The sequence below is a fragment of the Hydrogenophaga sp. UC242_53 genome, from assembly GCF_042696965.1.
In the GTDB taxonomy this organism is placed as follows: domain Bacteria; phylum Pseudomonadota; class Gammaproteobacteria; order Burkholderiales; family Burkholderiaceae_C; genus Hydrogenophaga.
This window is the reverse complement of the sequence record NZ_CP170552.1, coordinates 5184428-5210502: the sequence shown is the minus strand read 5'-3', so window position 1 is coordinate 5210502 and position 26075 is coordinate 5184428. Positions and strand designations below refer to the sequence as shown.

The following is a 26075-nucleotide window of genomic DNA, read 5'->3' as shown; positions in this document are numbered from 1 at the left end:
TGTGAAACTTCAGATGCGCGAGCCGTCTTCCAGGAAGCGCTCTTCGCGCTCCAGCCCACCCTGCTCGTTGTACCGCTTGCGGCGCTGCAGCAGCCCGCGTTCGCCGTGTTCGTCCTCGCGCACGAGCACGCCTTCTTCGTTGAAGTACTTCTGCCAGCCCCAGAGGCGGCCGTTGCGCTCGGCGTTGACGGCCGCGGGCTTGCCGTTGTCCCAGAAACTCTCGATGTTGCGCTCGAGCTCGCGGCCTTCGCGCCGGATCTGTTGGCGCATTTTCGGTTTCCCGTTCAGGTACCACTGCTGGATGCGCTGCTCGTAACCCTGGGCCCAGGTGGTCTCCTGCGTGAGCTGGCCGCTCTCGGCCCATTCGCGCGCCGTGCCTTCGCGGCCGCCCGGGCCGTTGGGGTCGCGTTCGATGAAGTCGGTTTCGGAACGCGGCTGGCCCGAGGTGTAGAACACGCGCTTGATGCGCCGGCCATCCTTGAGCTCCTCGTTGCGCACCAGCCGGCCTTCGCGGTCGAGCACGCTCAGGCGCTGCATCTGGCCCTTGAGGTGGCTCACGGTGCCCGAGGGTTTGCCGGGTTCGCGGTACAGCGTGACCTCGCTCGCGCGCCCGCCGTGGCCGCAGACCTCGCGGTCCTGCGGCAGCACGCTGGTCGGCGCGCAACGCAGTTCCTTCAGCGTGCCGTCGGCCAGGTAGGCGATGGTGAGCACCGTGCGGCGCTCGTCGGAGAAGTGCAGCTCCTGCAGGTAACCGGCTTCGGCAAAGTGCTTCTGCACGCCCACGTTGCTGCCGTTGTCGAGGTTCTCCTCCTTGCGCAACGTGCCCTTGGCATCGAAGGTGCGCGCCAGACCGTGGCGGTTGCCACGTTCGTTGACGCTGTACTCGCGCCGCTCGCCATCCGCCAGCACCATCACCACCGGGCCGACGAAACGACCCTCGCGCAGGGTCTGCTCGCGCCGGCGCACCTGGCCGTCCTCGTCGGTGCAGCGCATCACGCCGCTCTTGCCGGCCGTGGTGTGGCCGTTGTTCGGGTTCACGCTCTCGCCGTTGAGTTCGCAGCGCTGCACGGCCCAGGACGGGGCACAGACCATCAGCGCGATGCTCAGTCCCAGGAGCTGGCGTTCAAACCGCATGGGCAGGACTCCTCCATTCGCGGCAGATGGTCACGCCGATGCGCTCCATGCGCCGGGCCATGCAGAGCACGGCGTCGTCCTTGCTGACCAGCGTGGCACGGTGCGCGGCGGCGAGGTCGATGAACTTCTGATCATCGGCGTCCTTGCAGGTGAAGGCCGCCTTGGGGGCTTCGGGCACGAGCCGGGTGCAACGGTCGAACGCATCGAGCACGTCCTGCGCGGGCCGGGCCTGCGCCGCCAGGCGGCGCGCGATCTGCGGGTAGGCCAGCACGCGCACCAGCTCTTCGCGCATGGCGGCGGTGGCCAGCCAGACGCCGGCCGACCGCTCCAGCGCCTCGCGCAAGGGCGCGGTGACCGGGTCCTGGAAGACGAACAGGTCGAGCGTGATATTGGTGTCGAGCACCACCGTGTTCATTTCAACGTTCTCGCTCACTGCAGTCCTCTCACGTTGAAAGAAGTGTCTCAGTCCAGAGATGTCGAGGATCCGGCTCCGCCGGTCCTAGGCATCGCCCCCTTGAGGGGGACGCGCGGAGCGCGGCGGGGGGTGCCTCACTTTTGCGAGGGGTCAGGTCGAAGCGGAACAGCCGGCATTCGATCGGGCCGTTCCACAACGGCACGCGGCGCGATTCCTTGAAGCGCATCTTGCCGGGCAGCTTGAGGTCGGGCGTGAGCAGCCAGGCGCTCCAGCCCGCGTAGTGGGTCTTCCAGTGCGCGGCGAGCTGGTTGAAGAAGTCGCTGCCGTCGCCGCCATCTGCCATCTGGGCGCTCTCGCGGCCCTGGCCGGCGGTGGGTGGCGGCGGGGCGCCCACGGTGAAAGTGCGCGGCGCGCGCGGGGCCATGCGCTGGGCGCGCGCACTGGCGTTTTCACCGGCCACGCCGGCGGCGGCGATGCGCTCGCCGTAGGGCGGGTTGAGCAGCAGCACACCGGGGCGCGCGGTGGGCGGCGTGCGCTGCAGCGCGTCGCCGCCGCGCAGCTCCACCGCATGGGCCACACCGGCGCGCTCGGCGTTGCGCTGCGCGAAATCGACCATGCGGAACGACACGTCGCTGCCGAAGACGATGGGCGCATGGCCCGCCGGCCATTCGCGCTGCTGCTTCACGGCATCGGCCTTGATGGCCTGCCACACGTGCGGCTGGAACGGCAGCAGCTTCTCGAACGCGAAACGGCGCAGCTGGCCGGGCGCGATGTTCAGCGCGATCTGCGCGGCCTCGATCACCACCGTGCCGCTGCCGCAGCAGGGGTCGTACAGCGGCGCGATGGCGTCCAGCGGCGTGTCGATGCCGGCTTCCCAGCCGGTGGCCGCGATCATCGCGGCGGCCAGGGTTTCCTTCAGCGGTGCGTCGCCCTTGTCTTCGCGCCAGCCGCGCTTGAACAGCGGCTCGCCCGAGGTGTCGATGTACAGGCTCACCGTCTCGGTGGTCAGGTGCACGTAGATGCGCACGTCGGGCCAGGTGGTGTTCACGCTGGGCCGCTCGCCGCGCTTGGCGCGGAAGCGGTCGCAGATCGCGTCCTTCACCTTGAGCGCGGCGAAGTTCAGCGAGGTCAACGGGCTGTGCTGCGCGGTGATCTCGACCTTGATGGTCTCGGCCGGCGTGAACCAGATTTCCCATGCCACCTCGCCGGCGGCGTTGTAGAGGTCCTGCTCGTTGCGGTAGCCGCCGTGCCAGAGCTGCACCAGCACGCGCTGCGTGAGGCGGCTGTGCAGGTTCAGGCGCAGGGCATCGCGCCACGAGGCGTTGAGCGCGACACCGCCGCGCGCCTTGTAGGGCGAAGCCTCGCCGGTGATGCGCTGCACCTCGGCGGCGAGCATGTCCTCCACGCCGGCGGCGCAGGGCAGAAAAACTTGAAGTTGGTTCACAGTGCTTTGCGCAGGTTCGCGGGCGCGATGCGCAGCGCCTCGCGGTATTTGGCGACGGTGCGGCGCGCGCACTCGATACCCTGCTCGCGCAGCAGGTCGGAGAGCTGGTTGTCCGACAGCGGCTTGGCGGGCTCCTCGGCGGCGATGAACTGCTTGAGCAGCGCACGCACGGCCGTGCTGGAGGCGTTGCCGCCGGTCTCGGTGCCCAGCGAAGAGCCGAAGAAGTACTTGAGCTCGTAGGTGCCGAAGGGCGTTGGCGATGTACTTGGCGGTGGTCACGCGGCTGATGGTGGATTCGTGCAGGCCGAGTTCGTCGGCGATCTCACGCAGCACCAGCGGGCGCATCGCGAGTTCGCCGTGCATGAAGAAGTTGCGCTGGCGCTCGACGATGGCGCTGGAGACGCGCAGGATGGTGTCGAAGCGCTGCTGGATGTTCTTGATGAACCAGCGCGCCTCCTGCAGGCGCTGCTGCATGGCGGCGTGGCCGGCCTCGCCACCGCCGCGGTTCTGTCGCATGGCGTTGGCGTAGACATCGTGCACGCGCAGGCGCGGCATCACGTCGGGATTGAGGATGACCTTGAAGCCCCGGCCGGCGCGCGTGACGATCACGTCGGGCACGACCACGTTGCGCTCCACGTCGACGAAGCGGCGGCCCGGCTTGGGTTCGAGGCGCGCGATCAGGCCGAGCGCGGCGCGCGCGGTCTCGTCGTCGATGCCGCAGAGGTTGCACAGGCGCTTCACGTCGCGCTTGGCCATGAGCTCCAACGGCTGGTTGCAGATGGCGAGCGCGGCGCGCGCCTCGGCTGTGTTGCGCAGCTCCAGGATCTGCAGGCGCAGGCATTCGCCCAGGTCGCGCGCGCCCACGCCCGAGGGCTCCATGTGCTGCAGCAGCTGGAGCGCCACCGCGAGGCGCTGTTCCAGCGCCTCGCGCGCCTCCAGCGCGTCGTTCGGGTCGCCCGCGAGCTGGGGCGTGCCCGAGAGGTGCAGCCAGGCGTCGGCCAGTTCGGCCAGGTCTTCCTCCAGGTAACCGTCGTCGTTGAGCGACTCGATCAGGAAGTAGAGCGCGGCGCGGTCCTCGTCCGACAGGCGCAGGCAGCGCGCCTGGTCGTGCAGGTGGTCCTGCAGGCTGACCGGGGCGCGCGCCAGGTCGGCGGCGCTGGCGGTCTCGTCGTTGTCGCCCGAACCGCTGTTGCGCGCGGGCGCGTCGCCGCCCCACTCGCTGTCGTCGGGCGCCATCTCCACCGTGCCGTCGCCCTCCCAGCTTTCCTCCACCGGGGTGGCGCCGTCGAGCTTGCTTTCCAGGCCATCGCCGTCACCGCTGTCGGTGCTCGCGCTGGAGGATTCGAGGGATGAGGACAAGGGCACCGGCGCCTCGGGCAGGGCCGCCTCGGCGATCTGCTCGCCGGCGCTCACCGGCACATCGGTCTGCTCCAGCCCGAAGGTCTCGCGCTCGGCGATTTCCTCCGCGCGTTCGAGGAAGGGGTTGTCGTCGAGCATCTGCTCGACTTCCTGCGCCATCTCCAGCGTGGACAGCTGCAGCAGCCGGATCGACTGCTGCAGCTGGGGCGTGAGCGCCAGGTGCTGCGAGACGCGCAGGGAAAGGCCTTGTTTCACGGCCTCACATCCTGAAGTGTTCGCCGAGATACACCCGGCGGACGTCGGCGTTTTCCACGATCTCGGCGGGGGTGCCGCTGGTGAGCACGTGGCCGTCGTTGATGATGTAGGCGCGGTCGCAGATGCCCAGCGTTTCGCGCACGTTGTGGTCGGTGATCAGCACACCGATGCCACGCGATTTGAGAAAACCGATGATGCGCTGGATCTCGATCACGGCGATGGGGTCGATGCCGGCGAAGGGCTCGTCGAGCAGGATGAAGCGCGGCTCGGTCGCGCAGGGCGCGAGCGATTTCCACGCGCCGGCGTTCACCGCCGGAGAGCGCCGGCGCGGGCGAATCGCGCAGGTGCTCCACGTGCAGGTCCTGCAGCAGGGCGTCGAGCCGGCTTTCGATGGTGGCGCGGTCCAGCGACTTGCCCTGCTCGTCCTCCTGCAGCTCCAGCACGGCGCGCACGTTGTCGGCCACGCTGAGCTTGCGGAAGATCGAGGCCTCCTGCGGCAGGTAGCCCAGCCCCAGGCGCGCGCGGCGGTGGATTGGCAGGCTCTCGATCGGCTGGTTGTCCAGCAGGATCTGGCCCGCGTCGGAGCGCAGCAGGCCGACCAGCATGTAGAAGGACGTGGTCTTGCCCGCGCCGTTGGGGCCGAGCAGGCCGACCACCTCGCCCTTGAAGACCGCGAGCGACACGTCCTTGACCACCTTGCGGCTGCCGTAGGACTTCTGCAGGCCGCGCGCCTCGAGGCGGCTGACCACCGGGGCGGGGCGGCCCCTGGGGGTGGCCGCCGGGCTGGGAGAGGCATCCGTCACTGGCGGCCCTCTTCGAGCTGGGGACTGGGTTTGAGCGTGGCCGGCGGGGCGGGCGGCGGTGGGGTGGCGGGGGCGCCGCCCTCCTTGGGCACGGGCGTGAGCATGGCGCGCACGCGGCCGGTGGGGTTCTGCGGCGTGCGGTTCGCCACGCCACCGTCCACGGTGAACACGTCGGTGGTGTTGTTGTAGACGATCACGTTGCCCGTGGTCTCGTCGTTCAGCTGCGTGCCCTTGAAGCGCTTGAGCACCGCGTTGCCGGTGAAGCGCACGGTGTCGGCCTTGCCGTCGTAATCGATGCGCTGGCCCGTGCCTTCGATGAACTCGTCGACCAGGTCGCGCTTCTGGCGAAAGAAGCCGGGTTTGCCGTGCACGATGCCGAACTGGTTGCCCTGGGCGTCCTGCCGCACCTCGACCTGGTCGCCGCGGATGATGATGGTCCCCTTGGTGATGACCACGTTGCCGGTGAACACGCTGGTCTGGCGCGCGTCGTCGTGGCGCAGCGCATCGGCCTCGGCGTTCAAGGGCAGGTTGCGGTCGGCTTTCTCGGCCTGGGCAGGGCCCGCGCACCACAGCGCGGCGGACAGGCAGAGGGCCCAGGGAACGGCGCGGCGGGAAGTGGAAAGGAGGGGCATGGGATTTGAGGGCACGAAACTTGCATTCATTGTAGCGGCGACAACCTGCTTCCCGGGGGAAGCGCCGCACAAACCACAAGGCCCGCACGGGGCGGGCCTTGGGAGCAGGGCAAGCGGTGGTTTCAGGCCTTGGCGCGCAGCTCGGCGATCAGGGCATTTGCCACCACCAGGGTGCGCGGGCCCTGCCCAGGCAAGTAGTAGCGGCCACCGATGCCCAGCGCGGGCGTGCCCTCCACCCCGTAGGCATCCTGCAGGTTCACGGCTTGCTGGGCCTTCTGGCCGGTCGCGGCGATGTCGAAGATCTCGGTGAACTTCGCGCGGTCCACGCCCTGCTTGCGCACCCAGTCGATGATGGCCGGCGGCGTGGTCAGCGGCAGGCGCTCCACATGGATGGCCTGGAAGACCTTGGCGTGCAGCTTGTCGACCAGGTTCATGGCCTCCAGCGTGAAGTACAGGCGCTGCATGGGCACGAACTGCGGGCTGAAGGCGACCGGCATGCGCCTGACCGTCACATGCGCCGGCTTCTTCTGGATCCAGTCCTCGAAGATCGGCTCGAAGTTGAAACAGTGGATGCAGCTGTAGGCAAAGAACTCCAGCACCTCGACCTGGCTCGCCGGGCTCTGCACCGGGGCCGGCTGGGCCAGGCGCATGAAGTCCACGCCCTCCTTGGGGCCCACGCGCTGCGCCAGGGCGGGCGTGAGGGTCAGGCCACTGGCGGCGCCCAGGGCGGCGGTGCCGGCGGCCAGCAGGGAACGGGAGAAATCGCGACGTTGCATGAAATGAAACTCCAGGGGAACAGGCCCGGTTGGGGCTGGCCGGAGCCGCAAAAGTTCCCGCCGGAGGTTCGCCTCAGCGCTGCACGCGCACCAGGGCCGACTCGATGTGGTTGACCTGCAACTGCTCCAGCGTCAGGTCGGCCAGGGCCTTCTGGTTGAAGGGGCCCACGCGCACGCGGAACACCGTGCGGCCGTTCTGCTCGCGCTCGCTGATCGCGGCATCGATGCCCAGCATGGCGAGCTTGGCGCGCTGGGCCTCGGCGTCTTCCGGCGTGCGGAAGGCACCGGCCTGCACGAAGTAGGTGAACGGGTCGGCCCCAGGGGCGGCGGCGGCCGTGGTGGCCGGCGCGGTGGGCGCTGGCGCGGCGGCCCCGGGCTGGCCCAGGCGCGACTGCACCAGGTCGCCCAGCGGGTCGGCGGCCGGGCGGGTGGCCGCGCCGGTGGCGGGCGCGGCCGGCGCCGGCAGGGGCTGGCGATCGGCAGGGGGCACCACGATGGCGCCCGGCGCCTGCGCGGCCGGCACGGCGGGCGCGGGGGTGGCCGGCACGGGGGCGCCACCCAGGCTGCGGTTCGGGTTCCAGCCCTTGTTGCGCTCGGCCTCGAGCGCGTCCTGATCGGGGTTGCGCGAGACGTTGCGGTCCACGAACGGGATCGGCACGCGCGTCACGTACACCGCCACGGCCAGCGCGGCGCCCAGGCCCACGAGCAGGCCGATGACGAAACCCATGAGGGTGCCGCCGAAGCTGCTTCGGTTGGTGGAGGATTTCTTTTTCATCGCTTGTTTCACCATCACATCTTCTGCGGGGCACTGACGCCCAGCACGGCCAGGCCATTGTGCAACACCTGCGCGGTGGCCTTCACCAGCGCCAGGCGGGCTTTTTTCACCGCCTCATCATCGACCAGGATGCGCTCGGCGTCGTAGTAACTGTGGTAACTGGCCGCAAGCTCGCGCAGGTAGAAGGTGACGTCGTGCGGCGCGAAGTCGCGCGCGGCGTCGCTCAGCATCGCCGGGTACTTGGCCAGCAGCAGCATCAGGGCCTGGGCCGGCGCGCTGTCGAGCGCGGACAGGTCGGCGTCGGCCAGCGAGGCGGCATCGCCGCCCCACGAGGCCAGCACCGAGCAGATGCGCGCGTGCGCGTACTGCACGTAGTACACCGGGTTGTCGTTGTTCTTCTGCACCGCGAGGTCGACGTCGAAGGTGTACTCGGTGTCGGGCTTGCGGCTGAGCAGGAAGAAGCGCACCGCGTCCTTGCTGGTCCATTCGATCAGGTCGCGCAGCGTGACGTAGCTGCCCGCGCGCTTGCTGATCTTGACCTCTTCGCCGCCGCGCACCACCCGCACCATGGTGTGCAGCACGTAGTCGGGGTAGCCCTGGGGAATGCCCACGCCCGCGGCCTGCAGGCCGGCGCGCACGCGCGCGATGGTGCCGTGGTGGTCCGTGCCCTGGATGTTGATGACCTTGCTGAAGCCGCGCTCCCATTTGGCGATGTGGTACGCCACGTCGGGCACGAAGTAGGTGAACGAGCCGTCGGACTTGCGCATCACGCGGTCCTTGTCGTCGCCGTACTCGGTCGACTTGAGCCAGAGCGCGCCGTCCTGCTCGTAGGTCTTGCCGGCGTCGATCAGCTTCTGCACCGTGGCCGCCACGCGCCCGCTGGTGTACAGGCTGGACTCCAGGTAGTAGTGGTCGAACTTCACCGCGAAGGCCTGCAGGTCCAGGTCCTGCTCGTGGCGCAGGTAGGCCACGGCGAACTGGCGGATGCCGTCGAGGTCGTTCACGTCGCCGCTGGCGGTGAACTCGCGGTCGTCGGCCTTCACGGTCTGCTTCGCGAGGAAGTCGTTGGCGATGTCCTGGATGTAGTCGCCGTTGTAGGCCGCCTCGGGCCAGCCCGCATCGCCTGGCTTGACGCCCTGGGCGCGCAGCTGCGTGGAGGTGGCCAGGGTGCCGATCTGCACGCCCGCGTCGTTGTAATAGAACTCGCGGTGCACGCTCCAGCCCTGGGTGCCGTAGAGGTTGCAGATCGCGTCGCCCAGCGCGGCCTGGCGGCCGTGGCCCACGTGCAGCGGGCCGGTGGGGTTGGCCGAGACGAACTCCACCATCAGGCGCTGGCCGTTGGAAGGCTGCACGCCGAACGCGTCACCGCCCTGCAGCACCTCGCGCACGATCTGCTGCTTGGCCTCGGGCTTGAGGCGGATGTTGAGGAAACCCGGGCCGGCCAGGTCGATCTCCGACACCCAGCGCTGGTACACCGGCTGCGCCAGCAGCAGGGCGCGCAGGTTCTCGCCGAGCTGGCGCGGGTTGAGCTTGAGCGGTTTCGGCCAGCTGCATGGCCGCGGTGCTGGCGAAGTCGCCATGGGCCGCCACCTTGGGCGATTCGAACGCCGCCTTGGCGCCGGCACCGGGCGAGAGGCTTTCCAGCGCGGCGGCGAGGCCGTCCAACAGTTCCTGTTTGATCTTGAGCATAGGGGCGGAATTTTACGGGGGCCGCCTTTCTCGGCGGGATCGGCGCCCTGGCGGCGCCCTGTCGGGGTCACACCGCCTCAGCGCGCGCTGATGCCGAAGCGCTCGCCGGTGAGGCCTTCGAGGTCGATCTCGGGTGTGCGCCCGGCCACCAGGCTGGCCACGATGCGGCTGGTGCCGCAGGCCTGGGTCCAGCCGTTGGAGCCATGTCCGCTGTTGAGGAACAGGCCGCGCCAGCGCGTGGGCCCCAGGATAGGCGGGCCATCGGGCGTCATGGGGCGCAGGCCGGCCCAGAAATCCACCCGCTGTTCGTCCATGCCGCGCGGGATGAACTCGCGCACCACGCGCAGCAGCATCTCGCGCTGGGCCGGGTCGGCGCTCAGGCCATAGCCGCCCAGCTCGGCCATGCCCGCCGCGCGGATGCGCCCGCCCAGGCGCGAGATCATGACCTTGTTGTGCTCGTCCATCAGCGCGGGACGGATGTCGGGCGCGTCCGCCAGGAGCGGCACGGTGATCGAATAACCCTTGAGCGGGTAGACCGGCAGGTTCAGCCCCAGCGGGCGCAGCAGGAAGGGGGCCTGGTTGCCCAGGGCCACCACGCAGGCGTCGGCCGTCAGCCGCCCGGCCGAGCTGCGCACGCCGGTGACGCGGTCCCCTTCGGTCTCCAGCGCCTCGACCGTGGTGTTGAAGCGCAGCGCCACGCCCTGGTCGCGCAGCAGCTGCGCCAGCGACTGGGCGAACCGGTGGCTGTCGCCCGAGGCGTCGGCGGGCAGCTGCAGCGCGCCGGCGATGCGGGCGCTGCGCTGCGCCAGCGCGGGTTCGCAGGCATCGACCTCGTGCGGCTCCAGCCAGCGCCAGGGCACGCCGAAGCTGTCCAGCGCCCGCGCGGCCAGCCGCCCCAGCTCGGCCTCCTGCGGTGTGCGGAACAGCCACAGGGTGCCGTCGGCGTGGAAGTCGAAGTCGTGCAGGCCCGCCTCGTCGGCCAGGCTGCGCAGGCAGGCCAGGCTGTAGTGCGCCACGCGCTGCATGCGCAGCTTGTTGCGGCGAAAGCTCTCCGGGTTGCATTCGGCCACCCAGCGGGCGATCCAGCGCCACTGGGGCAGGCTGGCCTGCGGCCGGAAGCGGATGGGGGCGTCCGCCTGCAGCAGCATGCGCATCACCTTGGACACCATGCCGGGCGCGGCCCAGGGGCCGGCGAAGCTGGGGCACAGGCCGCCGGCATTGCCGAAGCTGGTCTCGCCGGCCGCGCCGGCGTTGCGCTCGACCACGGTCACTTCGTGGCCATCGCGCCAGAGGTAGTAGGCCGTGGCGATGCCGACCACGCCCGCGCCCAGCACCAGGACTCTCATCGTCGGATCGGCCCGCTCGCGCGCCCACCGGCTCCGCGGCCCGGGGCCGCGCAAGACCGGGTGGTCACTCGATCTTGATGCCGGCCTTCTCGATGATGGCCTGGTACTTGGCCGTCTCGCTGATGATGTACTTGTTGAAGTCGGCCGAGTTGCGGAAGGTGGCGTCGAAGCCCAGACCGTTGAGCTTGGTCTTGAACGCGGCCGACTTCGTGGAGCGCTCGGTGGCGGACTCCAGCGCCTTCAACACGGGTGCGGGCAGCTTGGCCGGCGCCCACAGGCCGTACCAGGAATAGAACTCGAAGTCGCGCAGGCCGGCTTCGCGCATGGTGGGCACATCGGGCAGCAGCGGGCTGCGCACGCGGCCGGTCTGGGCCAGGGCGCGCAAGCGACCACTCTGCACATGGGGCAGCGAGGACAGGAAGGGGTCCATCATGGCGTGCACCTGGCCGCCGATCAGGTCCTGCAGCGCGGGCGCGGCGCCCTTGTACAGCGCGATCGGGATGCCCTTGTCGGCCAGGCCGACGTCGGACACGAACTGCGCCATGCCCAGGTGGCCCGCGGAGCCATAACCGCTGGTGACGAAGCTGTACTTGTTGGGGTTGGCCTTGACCACGTTGACCAGGTCGATCACCGTGTTCGCCGGCACCTGCGGGTTGACGCTGAAGATCAGCGCGCCTTCGGCCACCATGCCGATCGGCGTGAAGTCCTTGATCGCGTCGAACTTGACCTGGCTCTTGTAGAGCAGGGGCGCCGCGGCGTGGATGGAGGCGTTGAAGTACAGCGTGTAGCCGTCGGCCTCGGCACGCGCCACCGATGCGGCGCCGATCAGGCCCGAGGCCCCCGGGCGGTTCTCCACCACCACGCTTTGTTTCAGATCCTCGGCCAGGCGCTCGGCCAGGGTGCGGGCCACACCGTCCACCGCGCCACCGGCCGCGTGCGGCACGACGATGACGATGGGCTTGGCGGTGGGGTACGGCGCCTGGGCCTGGGCCAGGGGCGCGTGAAGCGCACCAGCGGCGGCCAGGCTGGCCAGGGCGACGCCATAACGGGTGAAAGCGCGGCGATGGATCGATTTCATGGAGACCTCGGATGGTTGGCGATGGGACGGTGGTGGGGACGCTGTCTCCGGTGACGCCGGTCGGGTGCCGGCTTGCAAAACGGATGTCAGAAGGTGCCTGGGTAGGCGCCTCCGTCGATCAAGAGGTTCTGACCGGTGATGTAGCCCGCGCGCGCCGAGCAGATGAAGCCGCACAGCGCTCCGAGCTCATGGGCCTCGCCATAGCGGCCGGCCGGGTTCTGCGTGCCGCGTTCGTGCCAGAGCTGGTCGAAGGTCTTGCCCGTGGTGTCGAGCATGCCCAGGATGTGGTGGCGCTGCGCGTCGGTGGCGAACACACCGGGCAGCAGGTTGTTGATGGTCACGTTGTGGCGCACGGTCTGGCGCGCCAGACCGGCCACGAAACCCACCAGGCCCGAGCGCGCGCCGTTGGACAGGCCGAGCTCCAGCTGTGGCGTCTTGACGCTGCGCGAGACGATGTTGACGATGCGGCCGAAGCGCCGCTCGATCATGCCGTCCACGGTGCGGCGCATCATTTCGATCGGGCCGACCATCATCGAGTCCACCGCGCGGTGCCAGTCGGCCGGCGTCCACTCGCGGAAATCGCCGGGCGGCATGCCGTCGGCGTTGTTGATCAGGATGTCGGGCGCCGGGCAGGCGGCCAAGGCCGCGTCGCGCCCGGCATCGGTGGTGATGTCGGCCGACACCCAGCGCACCGGGGTGCCCGTTTCGGCCGCGATCTCCGCCGCCGCCTGTTCCAGCGTGGCCGGCGTGCGGGCGGCGATCACCACCTCGACGCCCTCGGCCGACAGCTCGCGCGCGCAGGCGCGGCCCATGCCCTTGCTGCCGCCAAACACGAGCGCCTTGCGCCCTGCGATGCCCAGGTCCATGTCAGACCGCCTTCAGCTCGGGCGAGCTCCAGCCGTACTTCTTGTCCAGCTCCAGCTCCTTGACGATGCGCAGGCCCTTGAGCAGCGCTTCGCCTTCCAGGTTCTTGAGCGGCTTGCGCAGGATGCCGGAGGGCAGGCCGACGGCCTTCATGAGGGACTTGATTGCGCACCGGGTTGATGGCGGAGTAGGAGTAATGCAGCATGGGCAGCAGGCCGAGGTAGGCGTCGCGGAAGCTGACCGACACGTCCGGCGTGGTCCAGGGCTTGGAAATGGTGACCAGCTCGGCGGGGGCGATGTTGCCGGTCATGTTCGCGGTGCCGTGGCCGCCCAGGCTCATGGTCGGCACGACCAGGCCCAGGTTGGGCGAGTCGCAGCACATCACCGACACGTCCGGGCGTGCCTTGAGCACCTGCGCGACCTGACCCACGCGGGTGGTCGACTCCTTGTGCACCACGTAGTTGGGGTGCTTGAAGATGCGCAGCAGGTTGTCCCAGTGCAGGTCGGTCTTGACGCGCGGCGGGTTGTTGTAGAGGCCCAGCGGCAGGTCGGTGGCGTCGGCCACTTCCAGGAAATAGTCTTCCAGATCGGCCTCGGGGCCGCAGATGTAGGCCGGTGCGGCCAGGATCGCACCGTCGGCGCCGTTGGCACGGGCGAACTTCAGGTAGTCGATGGTGGTCTGGGTGTTGTTGCCAGTGCAACCGTAGAAGAACTTCATCTTCCCGGTCTTGAAACGCGCGGTCTCGGCGATGATGGTTTCGCGCTCCTTCTGCGAGAGCATGGAGACTTCGCCGGTCGATCCCATGATGAGCACCGCGCTGGTGCCGTGGTCTTCCTGGAATTTCAGCAGGCTGCGAAAGGCGCCGAAGTCGGGGCTGCCGTCCTGGTTGAACGGCGTGATCAGGGCGACGAAGGAGCCCTCAATTTTCATCTTGCTCATGGGGAGATACCTGGGATGGGGTGGAACAGAAAAAAGGCGAACCAGTATGTCCCAAGGGGAACGATGGTAGTCGCCGAAAGGTCATTTGAAGCCGATCGTTTAGACAGATTGGAAAGAAGCTTATGTCAGGCCGCGCGCAGGCGCCGCGGACATCGCACCAGGGCCTGATCGAGGTCCGCGATCAGGTCCCGCGGGTCTTCCAGGCCCACGTGCAGGCGCAGGGCCTGGCCGCGCCAGGGCCAGCGCGCGGCGGTGTGGTCGCCGCCTGGCGTGAAGGGGATGACCAGGCTTTCGAAGCCGCCCCAGGACACACCCAGGCCGAACAGCTGCAGCGCGTCGACGAAGCCGTGCATGTCCTGCACCGAGGTGGTCTTGAGCACCACCGAGAACAGCCCGCAGGCGCCCAGGAAATCGCGTTGCCACAGGGCGTGGCCCGGGTGGCTGGGCAGGGCCGGGTGCAACACGGCCTCGATGGCGTCGTGGCCTTCCAGCCAGCGCGCCACCTCCAGGCCGGCGCTGTGGTGCTGGCGCAGGCGCACGCCCAGCGTGCGCAGGCCGCGCAGCGCCAGGTAGGCATCGTCGGGGCTGGTGGTCTGGCCCAGGTCCTGGGCCGCCTGCTTGATCAGCGGCCAGGTCTGCGCGGTGCAGGTGGCGATGCCCAGCATCGCATCCGAGTGGCCGACGATGTACTTGGTGGCGGCCTGGATGGACACGTCCACGCCGTGCTCGAAGGGCTTGTAGAACAGCGGCGTGCCCCAGGTGTTGTCCATCACCACATGGGCGCCCTGGCGGTGCGCGACCTCCGCAATGGCCGGGATGTCCTGGATCTCGAAGGTCTCGGAGCCCGGCGATTCCACGTACACGACCCGGGTGTTGGGCCGCATCAGCGCGGCGATGCCGGCGCCGATGCGCGGGTCGTACAGCGTCGTCTCGACACCGAAGCGGGCCAGCACGCGCGAGAGAAAACCGCGCGTGGGGCCGTAGGCGCTGTCGGTCACCAGGATGTGGTCACCCTGGCGCAGCAGGCCGGTGAGCACGGTGGTGATGGCCGCCAGCCCCGAGGGAAACAGCTGGGCACGGTGACCGCCTTCGAGCTGCGCGATGGCGTCTTCCAGCGCGTGCGTGGTGGGGGTGCCGAAACGGCCGTAGGTGGTGGCACCCGGCACGTCGGCGGCGCGATCGGCCTTGCGCTGCTCCCATTCGGCCATGCTGGACGAGAGGATCGTCGAGCCGCGAAAGATGGGCGTATTGACCAGGCCGCCGAAGCGCTGGGGGTCTCGGCCGAGGGAGGCCAGGCGGGTGCTTTCTTGCATGTGAGGGAACTCCTTGAGCGGCCAGTCTAGGAGCGGGGGCGGGGACGTTTTTTTCCAAATGGGCGCTCAATCCGCCTTGCAAGTGAAAAAAATTTACCATTGCCGACCCGACACTCGGAAGCACCCATGGACAAGAAAGACCGAGCCATCCTCGCCCTGCTGCAAACCGATGCGCGGCTGCCCGTCAGCGAGATCGCCGAGCGCGTGAGCCTGTCGACCACCGCCTGCTGGAAGCGCGTGCAGCGCCTGCACGAACAGGGCTACATCCGCCAGCAGGTGTGCCTGCTCGACAGCGCCAAGCTCGGCCTGGGCGTGACGGTGTTCGTGTCCATCAAGACCAGCCACCACGATCTGCAGTGGCTGCGCCGCTTCGCCCTGGGCGTGCGCGACCTGCCCGAGGTGGTCGAGTTCTACCGCATGAGCGGCGACACCGACTACCTGCTCAAGGTGGTGGTGCCCGACATCGCGGGCTTCGACGTCGTCTACAAGAAACTGATCCAGATCGTGGAGCTGTTCGACGTCAGCTCCAGCTTCGCGATGGAAGAGATCAAGTACACCACCGCGCTGCCGCTCAACTACGCCGTCTGACCTCCCGTGCCAGACGCGGCCTCCATTTCCGACCATGCAACACCCGCGCCAGCACTTTCCTTCCCTGTCCCACTGGGGCGCCTTCACCGCCGTGGTCGAGAACGGCCGTGTGGTCGACTGCCTGCCCTTCGCGCGCGACCCGGTCCCCTCGCCCATCCTGCGCTCCATGCCGGGCATGGTGCATTCGCCGCTGCGCATCGCGCGCCCGGCGGTGCGCGAGGGCTGGCTGCGCCAGCGTGAGGGCAGCGACCGCGCCGCGCGCGGCCACGACCGCTTCGTCGAGGTCGACTGGGACACGGCGCTGGACCTGGTGGCCGGCGAACTGGCCCGGGTGCGCGGGCAACACGGCCACGACGCCGTCTTCGGCGGCTCCTACGGCTGGTCGTCGGCCGGCGGCCTGCACCACGCGCGCACGCTCACCCAGCGCTTTCTGCACAGCGGCGGCGGCTGCGTCGGACAAGCCGGCAACTACAGCTGGGGCGCGGCCCAGTTCCTGCTGCCGCACGTGATCGGCACCTACGCCCCCGTGACCGGCCGCGTGACCGACTGGCGCAGCGTGCTGGCCCACACCCGGCTGTTCATCGCCTTCGGCGGCCTGCCGCTGCGCAACACCCAGGTCACCTCCGGCGGCGCGGGCGAACACAGCAGCGCGGCCTGGATCGCCCGGGCCGCCCAGTCCGGCATCGAGTTCGTGGTCGTCAGCCCGACGCGCGCCGACGTCCCCGAGGGCCTGAACGCGCGCTGGATCCCGATCCGGCCCAACACCGACACCGCGCTGATGCTGGGCATGGCCCACACCCTGCTGGCCGAGGACCTGCACGACACCGGCTTCCTGCGCACCCATTGCAACGGCTTCGACGCCTGGGCCCGCTACCTGCGCGGCACGGACGACGGGCAACCCAAGGACGCGGCCTGGGCCGCCGCCCTCTGCGGCGTCGACGCCCTCACCATCGCCGAGCTGGCGCGCAGCGCCGCGCGCCAGCGCACCATGATCAACTGCACCTGGTCGCTGCAGCGCGCGCACCACGGCGAACAGCCTTACTGGGCCAGCATCGCGCTGGCCGCCGTGCTGGGCCAGATCGGCCTGCCCGGCGGCGGATTCGCCTTCGGCCATGGCTCCATCAATGGCGCGGCCACGCCCCGGCCCGATGTCGCCGCCCCCCGGCTCTCGGCCGGCCCCAACCCCATCGGCCGCAGCATCCCGGTGGCGCGGATGGCCGACATGCTGCTGCAGCCCGGCGAGAGCTACGCCTTCAACGGGCGCACCGGCACCTACCCCGACATCGAGCTGGTCTACTGGGCCGGCGGCAACCCGTTCCACCACCACCAGGACCTGAACCGCCTGCTGCGCGCCTGGCAGAAGCCCGAGACCATCGTCGTGCACGACAGCTGGTGGACGCCCACCGCGCGCCGTGCCGACATCGTGCTGCCGGCCACCACCACGCTGGAGCGCAACGACGTCGGGGGCTCTTCGCGCGACCGTTACCTGCTGGCGATGAAGCAGGCGATCGCGCCGGTGGGCCAGAGCCGCAACGACTTCGACATCTACCGCGACCTGGCGGCGCGCGCCGGGCACGAGGCCGCGTTCACCGAGGGCCGCGACGAGGCCGCCTGGGTGCGCGCCCTCTACGACAGCACCGCCGAGAACTGGCGCGCCGCCGGCTTCCCGCTGCCCGATTTCGACCGGTTCTGGGAAGAGGGTGTGGCCGAGCTGCCCGAGCCCGAGCGCGAGATGGTGCTGTTCGAAGCCTTCCGCCAGGACCCGCAGGCCGCGCCCCTGGGCACACCGTCGGGCCGCATCGAGCTGCACTCGAGCGCCATCGCGGGCTTCGGCTACGCGGACTGCCCGCCCCACCCGAGCTGGCTCGCCCCCGCCGAGTGGCTGGGCGCGGACAGCGCGCGCCAGTGGCCGCTGCACCTGATCAGCTCGCAACCGGCCGACAAGCTGCACTCGCAGCTCGATGCCGGGGTCGTCTCGCGCGAGCAGAAGCTGCGCGAGCGCCAGCGCGTTCGACTGAACCCGGACGACGCCCGCGCACGCGGCATCGCCGACGGCGACCTGGTGCGCGTGTTCAACGCCCGCGGCACCTGCCTGGGCGGCGCCACGCTGGACGAGGCCGTGATGCCGGGCGTGGTCGTGATCTCCACCGGCGCCTGGTTCGACAGCGACGGTGGCGAGCCGGAGCGCCACGGCAACCCGAACGTGCTCACGATCGACCTCGGCACCTCGCGCCTGGCCCAGGGCAGCAGCGCCATGACCGCGCTCGTGGACGTGGCGCTCTGGCACGGCGAGGCGGCACCCGTGCGCGCCTTCGAACCGCCGACCCTCACCCCCGCCTGAGCGCCACCGCCGCCCGGGCGCTCAGCCCGGCGCCGCCAGGTGCGCGCGCGCCGCCGCCTTCACCGCTTCGGTCAGTCGCTGCGCCGACAGCGATTCGTGCGCCCAGTGCTGCCAGTACAGCGACACGTCCACCGTGGCGCCGGGCAGGATTTCCTGCAACGCCGGGCGGTTCTGCAGGTGCTGCTCGGGCACCATGCCCCAACCCAGGCCGAGCTCGATCGCGGTCTCGAAGGCCTCCACCGCCGGCGCGAAATGGCGCGGGTAGCGCGGCTGGCGCAGGCCGAAGTGCTGTTCCAGAAAGGCGTCCTGCAGCGCATCCTTGCGGTTGAAGATGATGGCCGGCTGCGCCAGCAGCTTGTGCACCGAGACCGCGCCCTTGGGCGTGCGGCAGCGCTGCACCACGGCCGGCGAGGCCACGCAGTGGTAGCGCATCACGCCCAGCGGCTCGGCCACGCAGCCGCGCATGGCCGTGGACAACGCGGTCACGCAGCCCATCACGTCGCCGCTCTTGAGCGCGCTGTGCGTGTGGTCCTGGTCGTCGATCATGATGTCCAGCAGCAGGTGGTGGCGCCGCAGCAGCGGGGCCACGCCGGGCAGGAACCAGCCCGCCACGGAGTCGGCGTTGATCGCCACCGACAGGCTCTGCCAGCGCACGCCGCCCGGGGCCGGCGCCCCGCCCTGCAGGCCGTCGAGCAGGTCGGCCTCCATCAGCCGCACCTGCTTCACATGGGCCAGCAGCGCCTGCCCGGCCGGGGTGGCGCGCACCTGCTTGCCACGCACCAGCAGGCGCTGGCCCAGCGTGTCCTCCAGCGACTTGATGCGCAGCGACACCGCCGCCAGCGTGAGCGAGAGGGCCTGCGCGGCCGGGCCGAAGCCGCCGTGTTCGACCACGGCGGCCAGGGCGTCGAGTTGGCGGGCGTCCAGCATCATTCACTCAAGTTATTTTCAATCGATCTGAGTTTAAGTTAACTTGATTTAAATGAAGCGGTTTTGCGCGCACACTGCCGGCCATTCACCCGTTTTGGTTTCCGGAGTTCGCATGACCCTCGCCTTTCCCACCTTCACCGCCGGCATGGTGCTGAGCATGTCGCTGATCATGGCGATCGGCCCGCAGAACGCCCACGTGCTGCGCATGGGCCTGCAGCGCCAGCACCTGTGGCTCACCGTGATCACGTGCGCGCTGGCCGACGTGGTGCTCATCGGCCTGGGCGTGCTGGGCCTGGCCCAGCTCGGCGGCCTGTCGGACAAGCTGCTCGGCGCGATGATCGGCGCGGGCGTGCTGTTCCTCGGCGTCTACGGCTGGCAGGCCTTCCAGCGTTTCCTGCGCCCGCGCGCCACGCCCTTCAGCGCCGACGGCGGCCTCACCGCCGAGCCGGTGTCGCCGCGCCAGGCCGTGCTCTCCGCCCTGGCCTTCTCCTTCCTGAACCCGCACGCCTGGCTCGACACCGCCGTGCTGATCGGCACCGCCTCGCTCGCCTACGGCCAGGGCAGCGCCGTCTTCGGCCTGGGCGCGGCCACCGGCTCGCTGGTCTGGTTCATCGCGCTGGGCGCGGCCGCCTTCTGGCTCGGCCGCCGGCTCAACTCCCTGCACGTGTGGCGCGTGCTGGATGGCCTGGTTGCGTTGATGATGTGGGGCACGGCCGCCTGGTTGTTGACCAGCCTGTTCTGACCCCGGAGGTTTCACCATGTCCACCCCCCAACGCGGCGCCGATGCGCCCGTGACCCTGTTCGGACCCGACTTCCCGTTCGCCTTCGACGACTGGATCGCCCACCCGCAAGGCCTGGGCGAACTGCCCGCCGAGCGACTGGGGCAGGAAGTGGCGATCGTCGGCGCCGGCATGGCTGGCATGGTGGCGGCCTACGAGCTGATGAAGCTGGGCTTGAAGCCCGTGGTCTACGAGGCCTCGCGCATGGGCGGGCGGCTGCGCTCGCAGGCCTTCGAAGGTTGCGCAGGGCGCGATCGCCGAGCTCGGGGGCATGCGCTTTCCCGCGTCGAGCACCGCTTTCTTCCACTACGTGAACCGGCTCGGTCTCAAGACCCAGCCCTTCCCCAACCCGCTCACGCCCGCCGCCGGCTGCACCGTGATCGACCTCGAAGGCCAGACCCACTGGGGCCGCACCCTGGCCGACCTGCCGCCGCTGTTCGGCGAGGTGGCCGAGGCCTGGGCCCAGGCGCTGGAGGAAGGCGCTGGCTTCACCGGCCTGCAGCAGGCGCTGCGCGAGCGCGACGCGGTGAAGCTCAAGGCCTTGTGGGACCGCCTCGTGCCCCTGTGGGACGACCGCACCTTCTACGACTTCGTCGCCACCTCCAAAGCCTTCTCGCGCCTGCCGTTCCAGCACCGCGAGGTGTTCGGCCAGGTCGGCTTCGGCACCGGCGGCTGGGACTCCGACTTCCCCAACTCCATGCTCGAGATCCTGCGCGTGGTGCTCACCGGCTGCGACGAGAACCAGCACCTCATCGTGGGTGGCGTGCAGCAGGTGCCGCTGGGCCTGTGGCACCACGCGCCCGCCGAAAACGAGCTGCGCCACTGGCCCGCCGGCACCACCCTGGCCAGCCTGCACCACGGCGCGCCGCGCCCCGGCGTCACGGCCATCGCGCGCGCGGCGAGCAACGAACTCGCCGTCACCGACACCTGGGGCAACACGCGCAGCTACCCGGCCGTGCTCACCACCTGCCAGAGCTGGCTGCTGACCACGCAGATCGCGGTGGAAGAGGCGCTGTTCTCGCAGAAGCACTGGATGGCGCTGGACCGCACGCGCTACATGCAGTCGTCCAAGACCTTCGTGATGGTGGACCGCCCGTTCTGGAACGACCTGCGGGCCAATGGTTGGCCTTTGATGGGCATGACCCTCACCGACCGCCTCACGCGCGGCACCTACCTGTTCGACAACGGGCCCGACCAGCCCGGCGTGATCTGCCTGAGCTACGCCTGGATGGGCGATGCGCTCAAGATGCTGCCGCACGGCACCCAGAAGCGCGTGCAGCTCGCGCTGCAGGCCCTGCAGAAGATCTACCCCGACGTGGACATCGCCAGCCACATCATCGGCGACCCGATCAGCGTCTCCTGGGAGGCCGACCCGCACTTCCTCGGCGCCTTCAAGGGCGCGCTGCCGGGCCACTACCGTTACAACCACCGCATGTACAGCCACTTCATGCAGGACGGCTTCGCGGCCACCGAGCGCGGCATCTTCCTCGCGGGCGACGACGTGTCCTTCACGCCCGCCTGGGTCGAGGGCGCGGTGCAGACCTCGCTGAACGCGGTGTGGGGCATCGTCAAGCACCTGGGCGGCCACACGCACGCGGCCAACCCCGGGCCGGGCGACGTGTTCGCCGAACTCGGGCCCATGGCCCTGCCGGACTGAGCATGGACGACACCCTCACCCTCGCCCTCTGGCAATGCCCCTACGCGGGCAGCCCGTCCCAGGCCCTGGTGCTGCTCGACGCCACCGCCGCGCAGGCGCGCGACCAGGGCGCCGGGCTGCTGCTGTGCCCCGAGATGTCGCTCACCGGCTACCAGATCGGCGCGGCCGGCGTGGCGGCCCTGGCCGAGCCGGCCGACGGCGCGCTCGCGCAGGCCGTGGCCGCCATCGCGCAGCGCCATGGCATCGCCATCGTCTACGGCTACCCCGAGCAGAACGCCGACGGCAAGCCCTGGAACGCGGTGCAGTTCATCGACGCCGACGGCCAGCGCCTCGCGAACTACCGCAAGACCCACCTGTTCGGCGACATCGACCGCGCGCAGTTCAGCCCCGGCCCGCAGGCGCCCGCCGTGTTCGCCTGGCAAGGCTGGCGGCTCGGCCTGCTGATCTGCTACGACATCGAGTTCCCCGAACCCGCGCGCGGCCTCGCGCTGCAGGGCGCCGATGCCGTGCTCGTGCCGACCGCGAACATGATCGACTTCGACCAGGTGCAGCGCGTGCTGCTGCCCGCGCGCGCGCTGGAGAACCGCGTGTTCGTGGCCTACGCCAACGCCTGCGGCCAGGAAGGCCACACCACCTACGGCGGCCTGAGCACGGTCTGCGCGCCGGACGGCGCCGTGATGGACCAGGGTGGGCGCGAGGAAGCCCTGCGCTTCGCCACCCTCGCGCGCGGCGCGCTGGCCGAAGCGCGGCAGCACTCGCAGCTGCGCGACCGGCGCGGCGATCTCCCTTCCGCTTGGAGCTGAACCGAGCGCGGGACCGCGCCCACTGCTTCTGCTTCATCCTTTTTGAAGCGAAAGTGAGCCCCCCGTGCACTCCATCTTTGGTACCGGCCTTCGTCCACAGGCAGCCGTCGATCCCGGCGATCTGGCGCGCCAGGCCATCGCCAACCACGACCTGCCCCAACTCATGTGGCAGCTGGCCCAACAGAACGTCAACCTGAATACGCGGAATGCCCAGGGCGTCACCCTGCTGATGGAGACCGTGAGGCACCGCAACGCCAACGCCCTGTACCTGCTGCTCGCCGACGTGGCGATCCGGTCGATCGAACCCGAACTGATGCACCACGATGACCAGGGCAACACGGTGCTGCACGACATGGCGATGCACCTGCCAGATGCCTGGTTTGACGAACCCTCGGACCAACCGGTGCTCGCGAACCTGCTGGAAGACTTCTTCCACGAATTCCACCTGTTCTTCGACTGGGAACGCCACAACATCCGAGGCCTCACTGCGGTCGAGCTGGCCGAAACGGTGCACAAAGACAACCTTCTCGGCTTCCTGGCGACCTACGAAGTCCCGGGCGTGGACACCTCGGCCAGCAGCGACCTCGAGTCCGACCATTCGTTCCGCAGCGGTTCGGATGGGCCGGGCGATCCGGACGTTGAAGGCCACGGCCTGCTGGTCTGAGAGGCGCCACCCGGACAGCCGCTCGCGTTGAAGCGGCCAGCGCGTCAGCCCACGCCTGAACGCCGAAGGCCGCGCCGCGTCGTGGCGCGGCTGGCCTGCGTGAGCAGGCGCGCGAAGGCCGCCGCCGCCGGCGAGAGGCTGCGCCCGGTGCGCTGCGTCAGACCGATGGTGCGGCTGATGACCGGGTGCTCCAGCGGCACGCCCACGACCGAGGCCGGCTGGTGCGGCAGCGTGAGTTGCGGCACGATCGCACGCCCAGGCCGTTGTCCACGAAGCCAATCAGCGTGGAGATGTGGCGGAACTCGCACACCGGCCGGGGCAGCGGCGTCACCTCGGCCAGCGCCTGGTCGATCAGCACGCGGTTGCGGCTGGCGTGCGACACCAGCGCGTAGGGGTAGTCCACGATCTCCTCCCAGCGCACCGAGCGGCGCTTGGCCAGCGGGTGCCCGACCGGGCAGGCCAGCACGAAACGCTCCTTCAGCAAGGGTGTGAACGCCACCTCCGGGTCCTGCATGCCGGTGTAGTTGAGCGCGAAGTCGGCTTCGCCGCTCTTCACGCTGGCCAGCACCTCGTCGGCCCCCTCTTCGATGATGCGCACCAGCACGTGCGGGTGCTGGTCGCGAAAACTGCGGATCACGCCGGGCAGGAAATGGTGCACCGCGGAAAACACACAACCCACCGTCACGTCGCCCGCCTCGATGTGGGCCACGTCGTGCAGGTCGACCACCGAGCGGTCCAGGTCGGTGATGACGCTGCGCACCTGGCCCAGAAAGCGCTGGCCCAGCTGCGTGAGTTCCACGCTGCGCGTGGTGCGGTCGAACAGGCGCACGTCCAGCAGCCCCTCCAGGTGCGAGATGCGGCGCGAGAGCGCCGGCTGCGACAGGTGCAGGGCCTTGGCGGCGGCCGCGAAGCTCTGCAGTTCGCCCACGGTGACGAAGGCGCGCAGGTCCGCCAGCGTGGGTTTGAGCGTGCCCATGGGGTGCCTTTCATTCTTGCAAGCAATGCATCAAGACCTCAGAAAGATGCAATTTACAGCAGGTTGTCCCACTGTCAACATGCGCCCACAACGAAGGAGACAAGCCACATGAAACGCCGCCACCTCTTGCAGGCAGCGGGGGCCACCCTGGCCCTGCCGCAGCTCGCCATGGCCCAACAGGCCTACCCCGCGCGCTCCATGCGCTACATCGTCCCGGTGGCGGCCGGCGGCGGCAGCGACATGATCGCCCGCGTGGTCACCGAGCGCTGGGGCAAGCTGCTCAACCAGAACTTCGTCGTGGACAACCAGAGCGGCGGCGGCGGCGTGGTGGCCTGCCAGCTCACCGCGCGCGCGCCGGCCGACGGCTACACCCTGCTGCAGGGCTACGTCGCCACCCACGGCACCACGCCCGCCACGCGCCGCGTCAGCTACGACGCCGTCACCGACTTCACCCCCATCGGCATGATCGGCGCCACGCCCAACGTGCTGGTGGTCAACAGCAGCGTGCCGGTCAAGGACATCAAGGAATTCATCGACTACGTGAAGCGCCAGCCGGGCAAGCTCAGCTACGGCTCGGCCGGCCAGGGCTCGCTCACCCACCTCACGATGGAGCTGCTCAAGCAGGAGACGGGCATGTTCCTGCTGCACATCCCCTACCGCGGCGTCGCGCCGGCCATGAACGACCTGCTCGGCGGCCAGACCCAGGCCGTCTTCCCCGGCCTGGCCGCGGCCCTGCCGCACCTGCGCTCGGGCCGCATGCGCGCGCTGGCCGTGACCGGCAAGCAGCGCAGCCCGCAACTGAAAGACGTGCCGACCATGGAAGAGGTCGGTTTCAAAGGCTTCGACGCCATGCAGTGGTACGGCGTGGTCGGCCCGGCCGGCATGCCGCCCGACATCGTGCGCCGCCTCAACGAAACCCAGGTCGCCGTGCTCAAGGCGCCCGAGCTGGCCGAGAAGCTCGCGGGCGAGGCGGTGGAGCCGTGGCCCATGACGCCCGAGCAGTTCGGCCAGTACATCAAGGCCGACGTCACGCGCTGGACCGCGCTGGCCAAGGCCCGAAACATCCGCCTGGACGAGTGACGCCCGGCGCCCGCTCTTTCTTTCTCTTCTCCAACCTCAGAGCCCCGAACCCGTGACCCGCAACACCCAAGTCCCCGCCGACCTCACGGCCCCGCCCATCACCACCCTGCTCGCCCGCTTCGTCGCCCGCCACCCCTCGCGCGGCTGGAGCGACGCCGTGGAGCGCGAGGCCCACCGCACCTTCTACAACTGGCTGGGCTGCGCCATCGGCGCGGCGCGGCACGAGGCCGCCGACGCCGCCGTGGCCGCCGTGCAGCTGCTGCAGCCCGCGCCCCAGGCCAGCGTGCTCGGCCGCCGCGAGCAGGTGGACATGGCCAGCGCGGCGCTGGTCAACGGCATCACCTCGCACACCTTCGACTTCGACGACACGCACCTGAAGACCATCATCCACCCCGCCGGCCCGGTGGCCTCGGCCGTGCTGGCCCTGGCCGAGCACCGGGGCAGCAGCGGGCGCGAGGTGCTCGACGCCCTGGTGCTGGGCATCGACGTGGCCTGCCGCATCGGCAACGTGATGTACCCCGACCACTACGACCGCGGCTGGCACATCACCGGCTCCACCGGCATGCTGGGCGCGGCGGCCGGCTGCGCGCGCCTGCTCGGGCTGGACGAGGCGCAGACCGCCATGGCCATCGGCATCGCGGCCTCGCAACCGGTCGGCCTGCGCGAGCAGTTCGGCACCATGACCAAGCCCTTCCACCCCGGCGGCGCGGCGCGCGCCGGCCTCATGTCGGCCCTGCTGGCCAGCCAGGGCTTCACCGCCAGCCCACGCGCGCTCGAGGCACCGCGCGGCTTCGTGCAGGTGGCCTCGGACAAACGCGCCTGGAACGAAGCGACGGACGAACTCGGCGAGCGCTTCGAGATCTCCTTCAACACCTACAAGCCCTTCGCCTGCGGCATCGTCATCCACCCCAGCATCGACGCCTGCGTGCAACTGCGCGACCAGGGTGTGACACCGGATCAGGTGAAGCACATCGAATTGCGCGTGCACTCGCTGGTGCTGGAACTCACCGGCAAGAAGGCGCCGAAGGACGGCCTGCAGGGCAAGTTCAGCGTTTACCACGGCTGCGCGGTGGGCCTGATCCACGGGCGCGCGGGCGAGGAAGAGTTCTCCGACGCGGTCGTCACCGACCCGCAGGTGGTGGCCCTGCGCGACAAGGTGCAGGCCACGGTGGACGACAGCATCGCCGAAGCGGCGGTGCATGTGACGGCCGTGCTGCTCGACGGCCGGCGCGTGGAAGTGCGCGTGGAGGACGCCATCGGCTCGCTGCGCAACCCGCTGTCGGACGCACAGCTGGAAGCGAAATTCCAGGCCCTGGTGGTGCCCGTGCTGGGCGAGGCGAAGGCGCGCGACATCACGGCCGCCTGCGCCTCGCTGGCCTCGCTGCCGGACGTGCGCGCGCTCACCGCGCTGTGCCGCCCGCAGTGACTGGAGGCGCG

The 26075-nt window shown here is 69.8% G+C and carries 21 protein-coding genes and 5 pseudogenes; 9 read left to right on the top strand and 17 right to left on the bottom strand.

Annotated features, from left to right (window positions below; all coding sequences use genetic code 11):
- Nucleotides 1-9: 9 nt before the first annotated feature.
- The 14 genes and pseudogenes from ACFJI0_RS26250 to metC all read right to left on the bottom strand — a co-directional run bounded on the left by ACFJI0_RS26250 (nucleotide 10) and on the right by metC (nucleotide 14823).
- Complete coding sequence (locus ACFJI0_RS26250; protein ID WP_382322925.1) at nucleotides 10-1134, bottom strand: hypothetical protein; 1125 nt, start codon at nucleotides 1132-1134, stop codon at nucleotides 10-12.
- Nucleotides 1124-1567 (bottom strand): putative toxin-antitoxin system toxin component, PIN family, encoded by a 444-nt coding sequence (locus ACFJI0_RS26245; protein WP_382322924.1) that lies wholly within the window; start codon nucleotides 1565-1567, stop codon nucleotides 1124-1126. Before ACFJI0_RS26245 ends, ACFJI0_RS26250 begins: the two co-directional genes overlap by 11 nt.
- Before the next feature lie 10 nt (nucleotides 1568-1577).
- Nucleotides 1578-2993, bottom strand: coding sequence for a class I SAM-dependent RNA methyltransferase (locus ACFJI0_RS26240; protein ID WP_382322923.1), 1416 nt, complete (start codon nucleotides 2991-2993; stop codon nucleotides 1578-1580).
- A pseudogene (gene rpoN, locus ACFJI0_RS26235) lies at nucleotides 2990-4607 on the bottom strand (RNA polymerase factor sigma-54). Before rpoN ends, ACFJI0_RS26240 begins: the two are co-directional and overlap by 4 nt.
- A 4-nt stretch (nucleotides 4608-4611) precedes the next feature.
- Nucleotides 4612-5410 (bottom strand): annotated as a pseudogene (gene lptB / locus ACFJI0_RS26230) (LPS export ABC transporter ATP-binding protein).
- On the bottom strand, nucleotides 5407-6042 hold the full coding sequence (lptA, locus tag ACFJI0_RS26225; protein WP_382322922.1) for a lipopolysaccharide transport periplasmic protein LptA: 636 nt from the start codon (nucleotides 6040-6042) through the stop codon (nucleotides 5407-5409). The pseudogene lptB and the gene lptA overlap by 4 nt, the downstream one beginning before the upstream one ends.
- Before the next feature lie 122 nt (nucleotides 6043-6164).
- Nucleotides 6165-6818, bottom strand: coding sequence for a thiol:disulfide interchange protein DsbA/DsbL (locus tag ACFJI0_RS26220; protein ID WP_382322921.1), 654 nt, complete (start codon nucleotides 6816-6818; stop codon nucleotides 6165-6167).
- A 73-nt stretch (nucleotides 6819-6891) separates the two neighbouring features.
- Nucleotides 6892-7593: an SPOR domain-containing protein gene (locus ACFJI0_RS26215; protein ID WP_382322920.1), complete on the bottom strand. Its 702-nt coding sequence runs from the start codon at nucleotides 7591-7593 to the stop codon at nucleotides 6892-6894.
- A 14-nt stretch (nucleotides 7594-7607) separates the two neighbouring features.
- Nucleotides 7608-9282: pseudogene (gene argS, locus ACFJI0_RS26210) on the bottom strand (arginine--tRNA ligase).
- A gap of 77 nt (nucleotides 9283-9359) precedes the next feature.
- A complete protein-coding gene (locus ACFJI0_RS26205; RefSeq protein ID WP_382322919.1) occupies nucleotides 9360-10628 on the bottom strand; it encodes a D-amino acid dehydrogenase in 1269 nt (422 codons plus the stop codon).
- A gap of 64 nt (nucleotides 10629-10692) precedes the next feature.
- Nucleotides 10693-11706 (bottom strand): Bug family tripartite tricarboxylate transporter substrate binding protein, encoded by a 1014-nt coding sequence (locus tag ACFJI0_RS26200; RefSeq protein ID WP_382322918.1) that lies wholly within the window; start codon nucleotides 11704-11706, stop codon nucleotides 10693-10695.
- A gap of 86 nt (nucleotides 11707-11792) precedes the next feature.
- Nucleotides 11793-12572, bottom strand: a complete 780-nt coding sequence (locus ACFJI0_RS26195; protein WP_382162774.1) for an SDR family oxidoreductase — start codon at nucleotides 12570-12572, stop codon at nucleotides 11793-11795.
- 1 nt (nucleotide 12573) lies between these two features.
- Nucleotides 12574-13510, bottom strand: a pseudogene (locus ACFJI0_RS26190) (4-hydroxy-tetrahydrodipicolinate synthase family protein).
- Nucleotides 13511-13635: 125 nt separating this feature from the next.
- A complete protein-coding gene (metC, locus tag ACFJI0_RS26185) occupies nucleotides 13636-14823 on the bottom strand; it encodes a cystathionine beta-lyase (protein WP_382322917.1) in 1188 nt (395 codons plus the stop codon).
- 126 nt (nucleotides 14824-14949) lie between these two features.
- Between metC and ACFJI0_RS26180 the strand changes: the two genes are divergently transcribed.
- Together ACFJI0_RS26180 and ACFJI0_RS26175 are read left to right on the top strand one after the other, a co-directional pair.
- A complete protein-coding gene (locus ACFJI0_RS26180) occupies nucleotides 14950-15411 on the top strand; it encodes an Lrp/AsnC family transcriptional regulator (RefSeq protein ID WP_382162782.1) in 462 nt (153 codons plus the stop codon).
- Nucleotides 15412-15445: 34 nt separating this feature from the next.
- Entirely contained in the window at nucleotides 15446-17752 is a 2307-nt protein-coding gene (locus tag ACFJI0_RS26175) for a molybdopterin guanine dinucleotide-containing S/N-oxide reductase (protein ID WP_382322916.1), read from the top strand.
- 21 nt (nucleotides 17753-17773) lie between these two features.
- Here the strand turns inward: ACFJI0_RS26175 and argP are convergent, their stop codons facing one another.
- Nucleotides 17774-18679, bottom strand: a complete 906-nt coding sequence (argP, locus tag ACFJI0_RS26170; protein WP_382322915.1) for an HTH-type transcriptional regulator ArgP — start codon at nucleotides 18677-18679, stop codon at nucleotides 17774-17776.
- 112 nt (nucleotides 18680-18791) lie between these two features.
- Between argP and ACFJI0_RS26165 the strand changes: the two genes are divergently transcribed.
- The 5 genes and pseudogenes from ACFJI0_RS26165 to ACFJI0_RS26145 all read left to right on the top strand — a co-directional run bounded on the left by ACFJI0_RS26165 (nucleotide 18792) and on the right by ACFJI0_RS26145 (nucleotide 22582).
- The gene (locus ACFJI0_RS26165; protein WP_382322914.1) at nucleotides 18792-19421 is read left to right on the top strand and encodes a LysE/ArgO family amino acid transporter; all 630 of its coding nucleotides are present in this window, start codon (nucleotides 18792-18794) and stop codon (nucleotides 19419-19421) included.
- Nucleotides 19422-19437: 16 nt separating this feature from the next.
- Nucleotides 19438-19647: pseudogene (locus ACFJI0_RS26160) on the top strand (NAD(P)-binding protein); the annotation flags it as partial.
- A gap of 82 nt (nucleotides 19648-19729) precedes the next feature.
- Nucleotides 19730-21115, top strand: coding sequence for a flavin monoamine oxidase family protein (locus ACFJI0_RS26155; RefSeq protein ID WP_382322913.1), 1386 nt, complete (start codon nucleotides 19730-19732; stop codon nucleotides 21113-21115).
- A gap of 2 nt (nucleotides 21116-21117) precedes the next feature.
- Nucleotides 21118-21918: a carbon-nitrogen hydrolase family protein gene (locus ACFJI0_RS26150; protein ID WP_382325843.1), complete on the top strand. Its 801-nt coding sequence runs from the start codon at nucleotides 21118-21120 to the stop codon at nucleotides 21916-21918.
- 64 nt (nucleotides 21919-21982) lie between these two features.
- On the top strand, nucleotides 21983-22582 hold the full coding sequence (locus ACFJI0_RS26145; RefSeq protein WP_382322912.1) for a hypothetical protein: 600 nt from the start codon (nucleotides 21983-21985) through the stop codon (nucleotides 22580-22582).
- A 44-nt stretch (nucleotides 22583-22626) separates the two neighbouring features.
- Here ACFJI0_RS26145 and ACFJI0_RS26140 read toward each other — a convergent pair whose 3' ends face one another.
- Nucleotides 22627-22782, bottom strand: a complete 156-nt coding sequence (locus tag ACFJI0_RS26140; protein WP_382322911.1) for a hypothetical protein — start codon at nucleotides 22780-22782, stop codon at nucleotides 22627-22629.
- Nucleotides 22740-23558 (bottom strand): LysR family transcriptional regulator, encoded by an 819-nt coding sequence (locus ACFJI0_RS26135; protein WP_382322910.1) that lies wholly within the window; start codon nucleotides 23556-23558, stop codon nucleotides 22740-22742. Before ACFJI0_RS26135 ends, ACFJI0_RS26140 begins: the two co-directional genes overlap by 43 nt.
- Nucleotides 23559-23666: 108 nt before the next feature.
- Here ACFJI0_RS26135 and ACFJI0_RS26130 point away from each other — a divergent pair, with 108 nt between their 5' ends.
- Both ACFJI0_RS26130 and ACFJI0_RS26125 read left to right on the top strand, forming a co-directional pair.
- Complete coding sequence (locus ACFJI0_RS26130; protein ID WP_382162800.1) at nucleotides 23667-24638, top strand: Bug family tripartite tricarboxylate transporter substrate binding protein; 972 nt, start codon at nucleotides 23667-23669, stop codon at nucleotides 24636-24638.
- A gap of 52 nt (nucleotides 24639-24690) precedes the next feature.
- Nucleotides 24691-26064 (top strand): MmgE/PrpD family protein, encoded by a 1374-nt coding sequence (locus ACFJI0_RS26125; RefSeq protein ID WP_382322909.1) that lies wholly within the window; start codon nucleotides 24691-24693, stop codon nucleotides 26062-26064.
- The last annotated feature ends 11 nt before the right edge of the window (nucleotides 26065-26075 follow it).

What these genes read in the sequence shown, in the direction of transcription:
- ACFJI0_RS26250 (WP_382322925.1), bottom strand. Translation starts at nt 1,134, where the DNA reads ATGCGGTTTGAACGCCAGCTCCTGGGACTGAGCATCGCGCTGATGGTC.
- ACFJI0_RS26215 (WP_382322920.1), bottom strand. Translation starts at nt 7,593, where the DNA reads ATGAAAAAGAAATCCTCCACCAACCGAAGCAGCTTCGGCGGCACCCTC.
- metC (WP_382322917.1), bottom strand. Translation starts at nt 14,823, where the DNA reads ATGCAAGAAAGCACCCGCCTGGCCTCCCTCGGCCGAGACCCCCAGCGC.
- ACFJI0_RS26130 (WP_382162800.1), top strand. Translation starts at nt 23,667, where the DNA reads ATGAAACGCCGCCACCTCTTGCAGGCAGCGGGGGCCACCCTGGCCCTG.
- ACFJI0_RS26150 (WP_382325843.1), top strand. Translation starts at nt 21,118, where the DNA reads ATGGACGACACCCTCACCCTCGCCCTCTGGCAATGCCCCTACGCGGGC.
- ACFJI0_RS26205 (WP_382322919.1), bottom strand. Translation starts at nt 10,628, where the DNA reads ATGAGAGTCCTGGTGCTGGGCGCGGGCGTGGTCGGCATCGCCACGGCC.
- ACFJI0_RS26165 (WP_382322914.1), top strand. Translation starts at nt 18,792, where the DNA reads ATGACCCTCGCCTTTCCCACCTTCACCGCCGGCATGGTGCTGAGCATG.
- ACFJI0_RS26180 (WP_382162782.1), top strand. Translation starts at nt 14,950, where the DNA reads ATGGACAAGAAAGACCGAGCCATCCTCGCCCTGCTGCAAACCGATGCG.
- ACFJI0_RS26175 (WP_382322916.1), top strand. Translation starts at nt 15,446, where the DNA reads ATGCAACACCCGCGCCAGCACTTTCCTTCCCTGTCCCACTGGGGCGCC.
- ACFJI0_RS26220 (WP_382322921.1), bottom strand. Translation starts at nt 6,818, where the DNA reads ATGCAACGTCGCGATTTCTCCCGTTCCCTGCTGGCCGCCGGCACCGCC.
- argP (WP_382322915.1), bottom strand. Translation starts at nt 18,679, where the DNA reads ATGCTGGACGCCCGCCAACTCGACGCCCTGGCCGCCGTGGTCGAACAC.
- lptA (WP_382322922.1), bottom strand. Translation starts at nt 6,042, where the DNA reads ATGCCCCTCCTTTCCACTTCCCGCCGCGCCGTTCCCTGGGCCCTCTGC.
- ACFJI0_RS26135 (WP_382322910.1), bottom strand. Translation starts at nt 23,558, where the DNA reads ATGGGCACGCTCAAACCCACGCTGGCGGACCTGCGCGCCTTCGTCACC.
- ACFJI0_RS26200 (WP_382322918.1), bottom strand. Translation starts at nt 11,706, where the DNA reads ATGAAATCGATCCATCGCCGCGCTTTCACCCGTTATGGCGTCGCCCTG.
- ACFJI0_RS26155 (WP_382322913.1), top strand. Translation starts at nt 19,730, where the DNA reads ATGCGCTTTCCCGCGTCGAGCACCGCTTTCTTCCACTACGTGAACCGG.
- ACFJI0_RS26195 (WP_382162774.1), bottom strand. Translation starts at nt 12,572, where the DNA reads ATGGACCTGGGCATCGCAGGGCGCAAGGCGCTCGTGTTTGGCGGCAGC.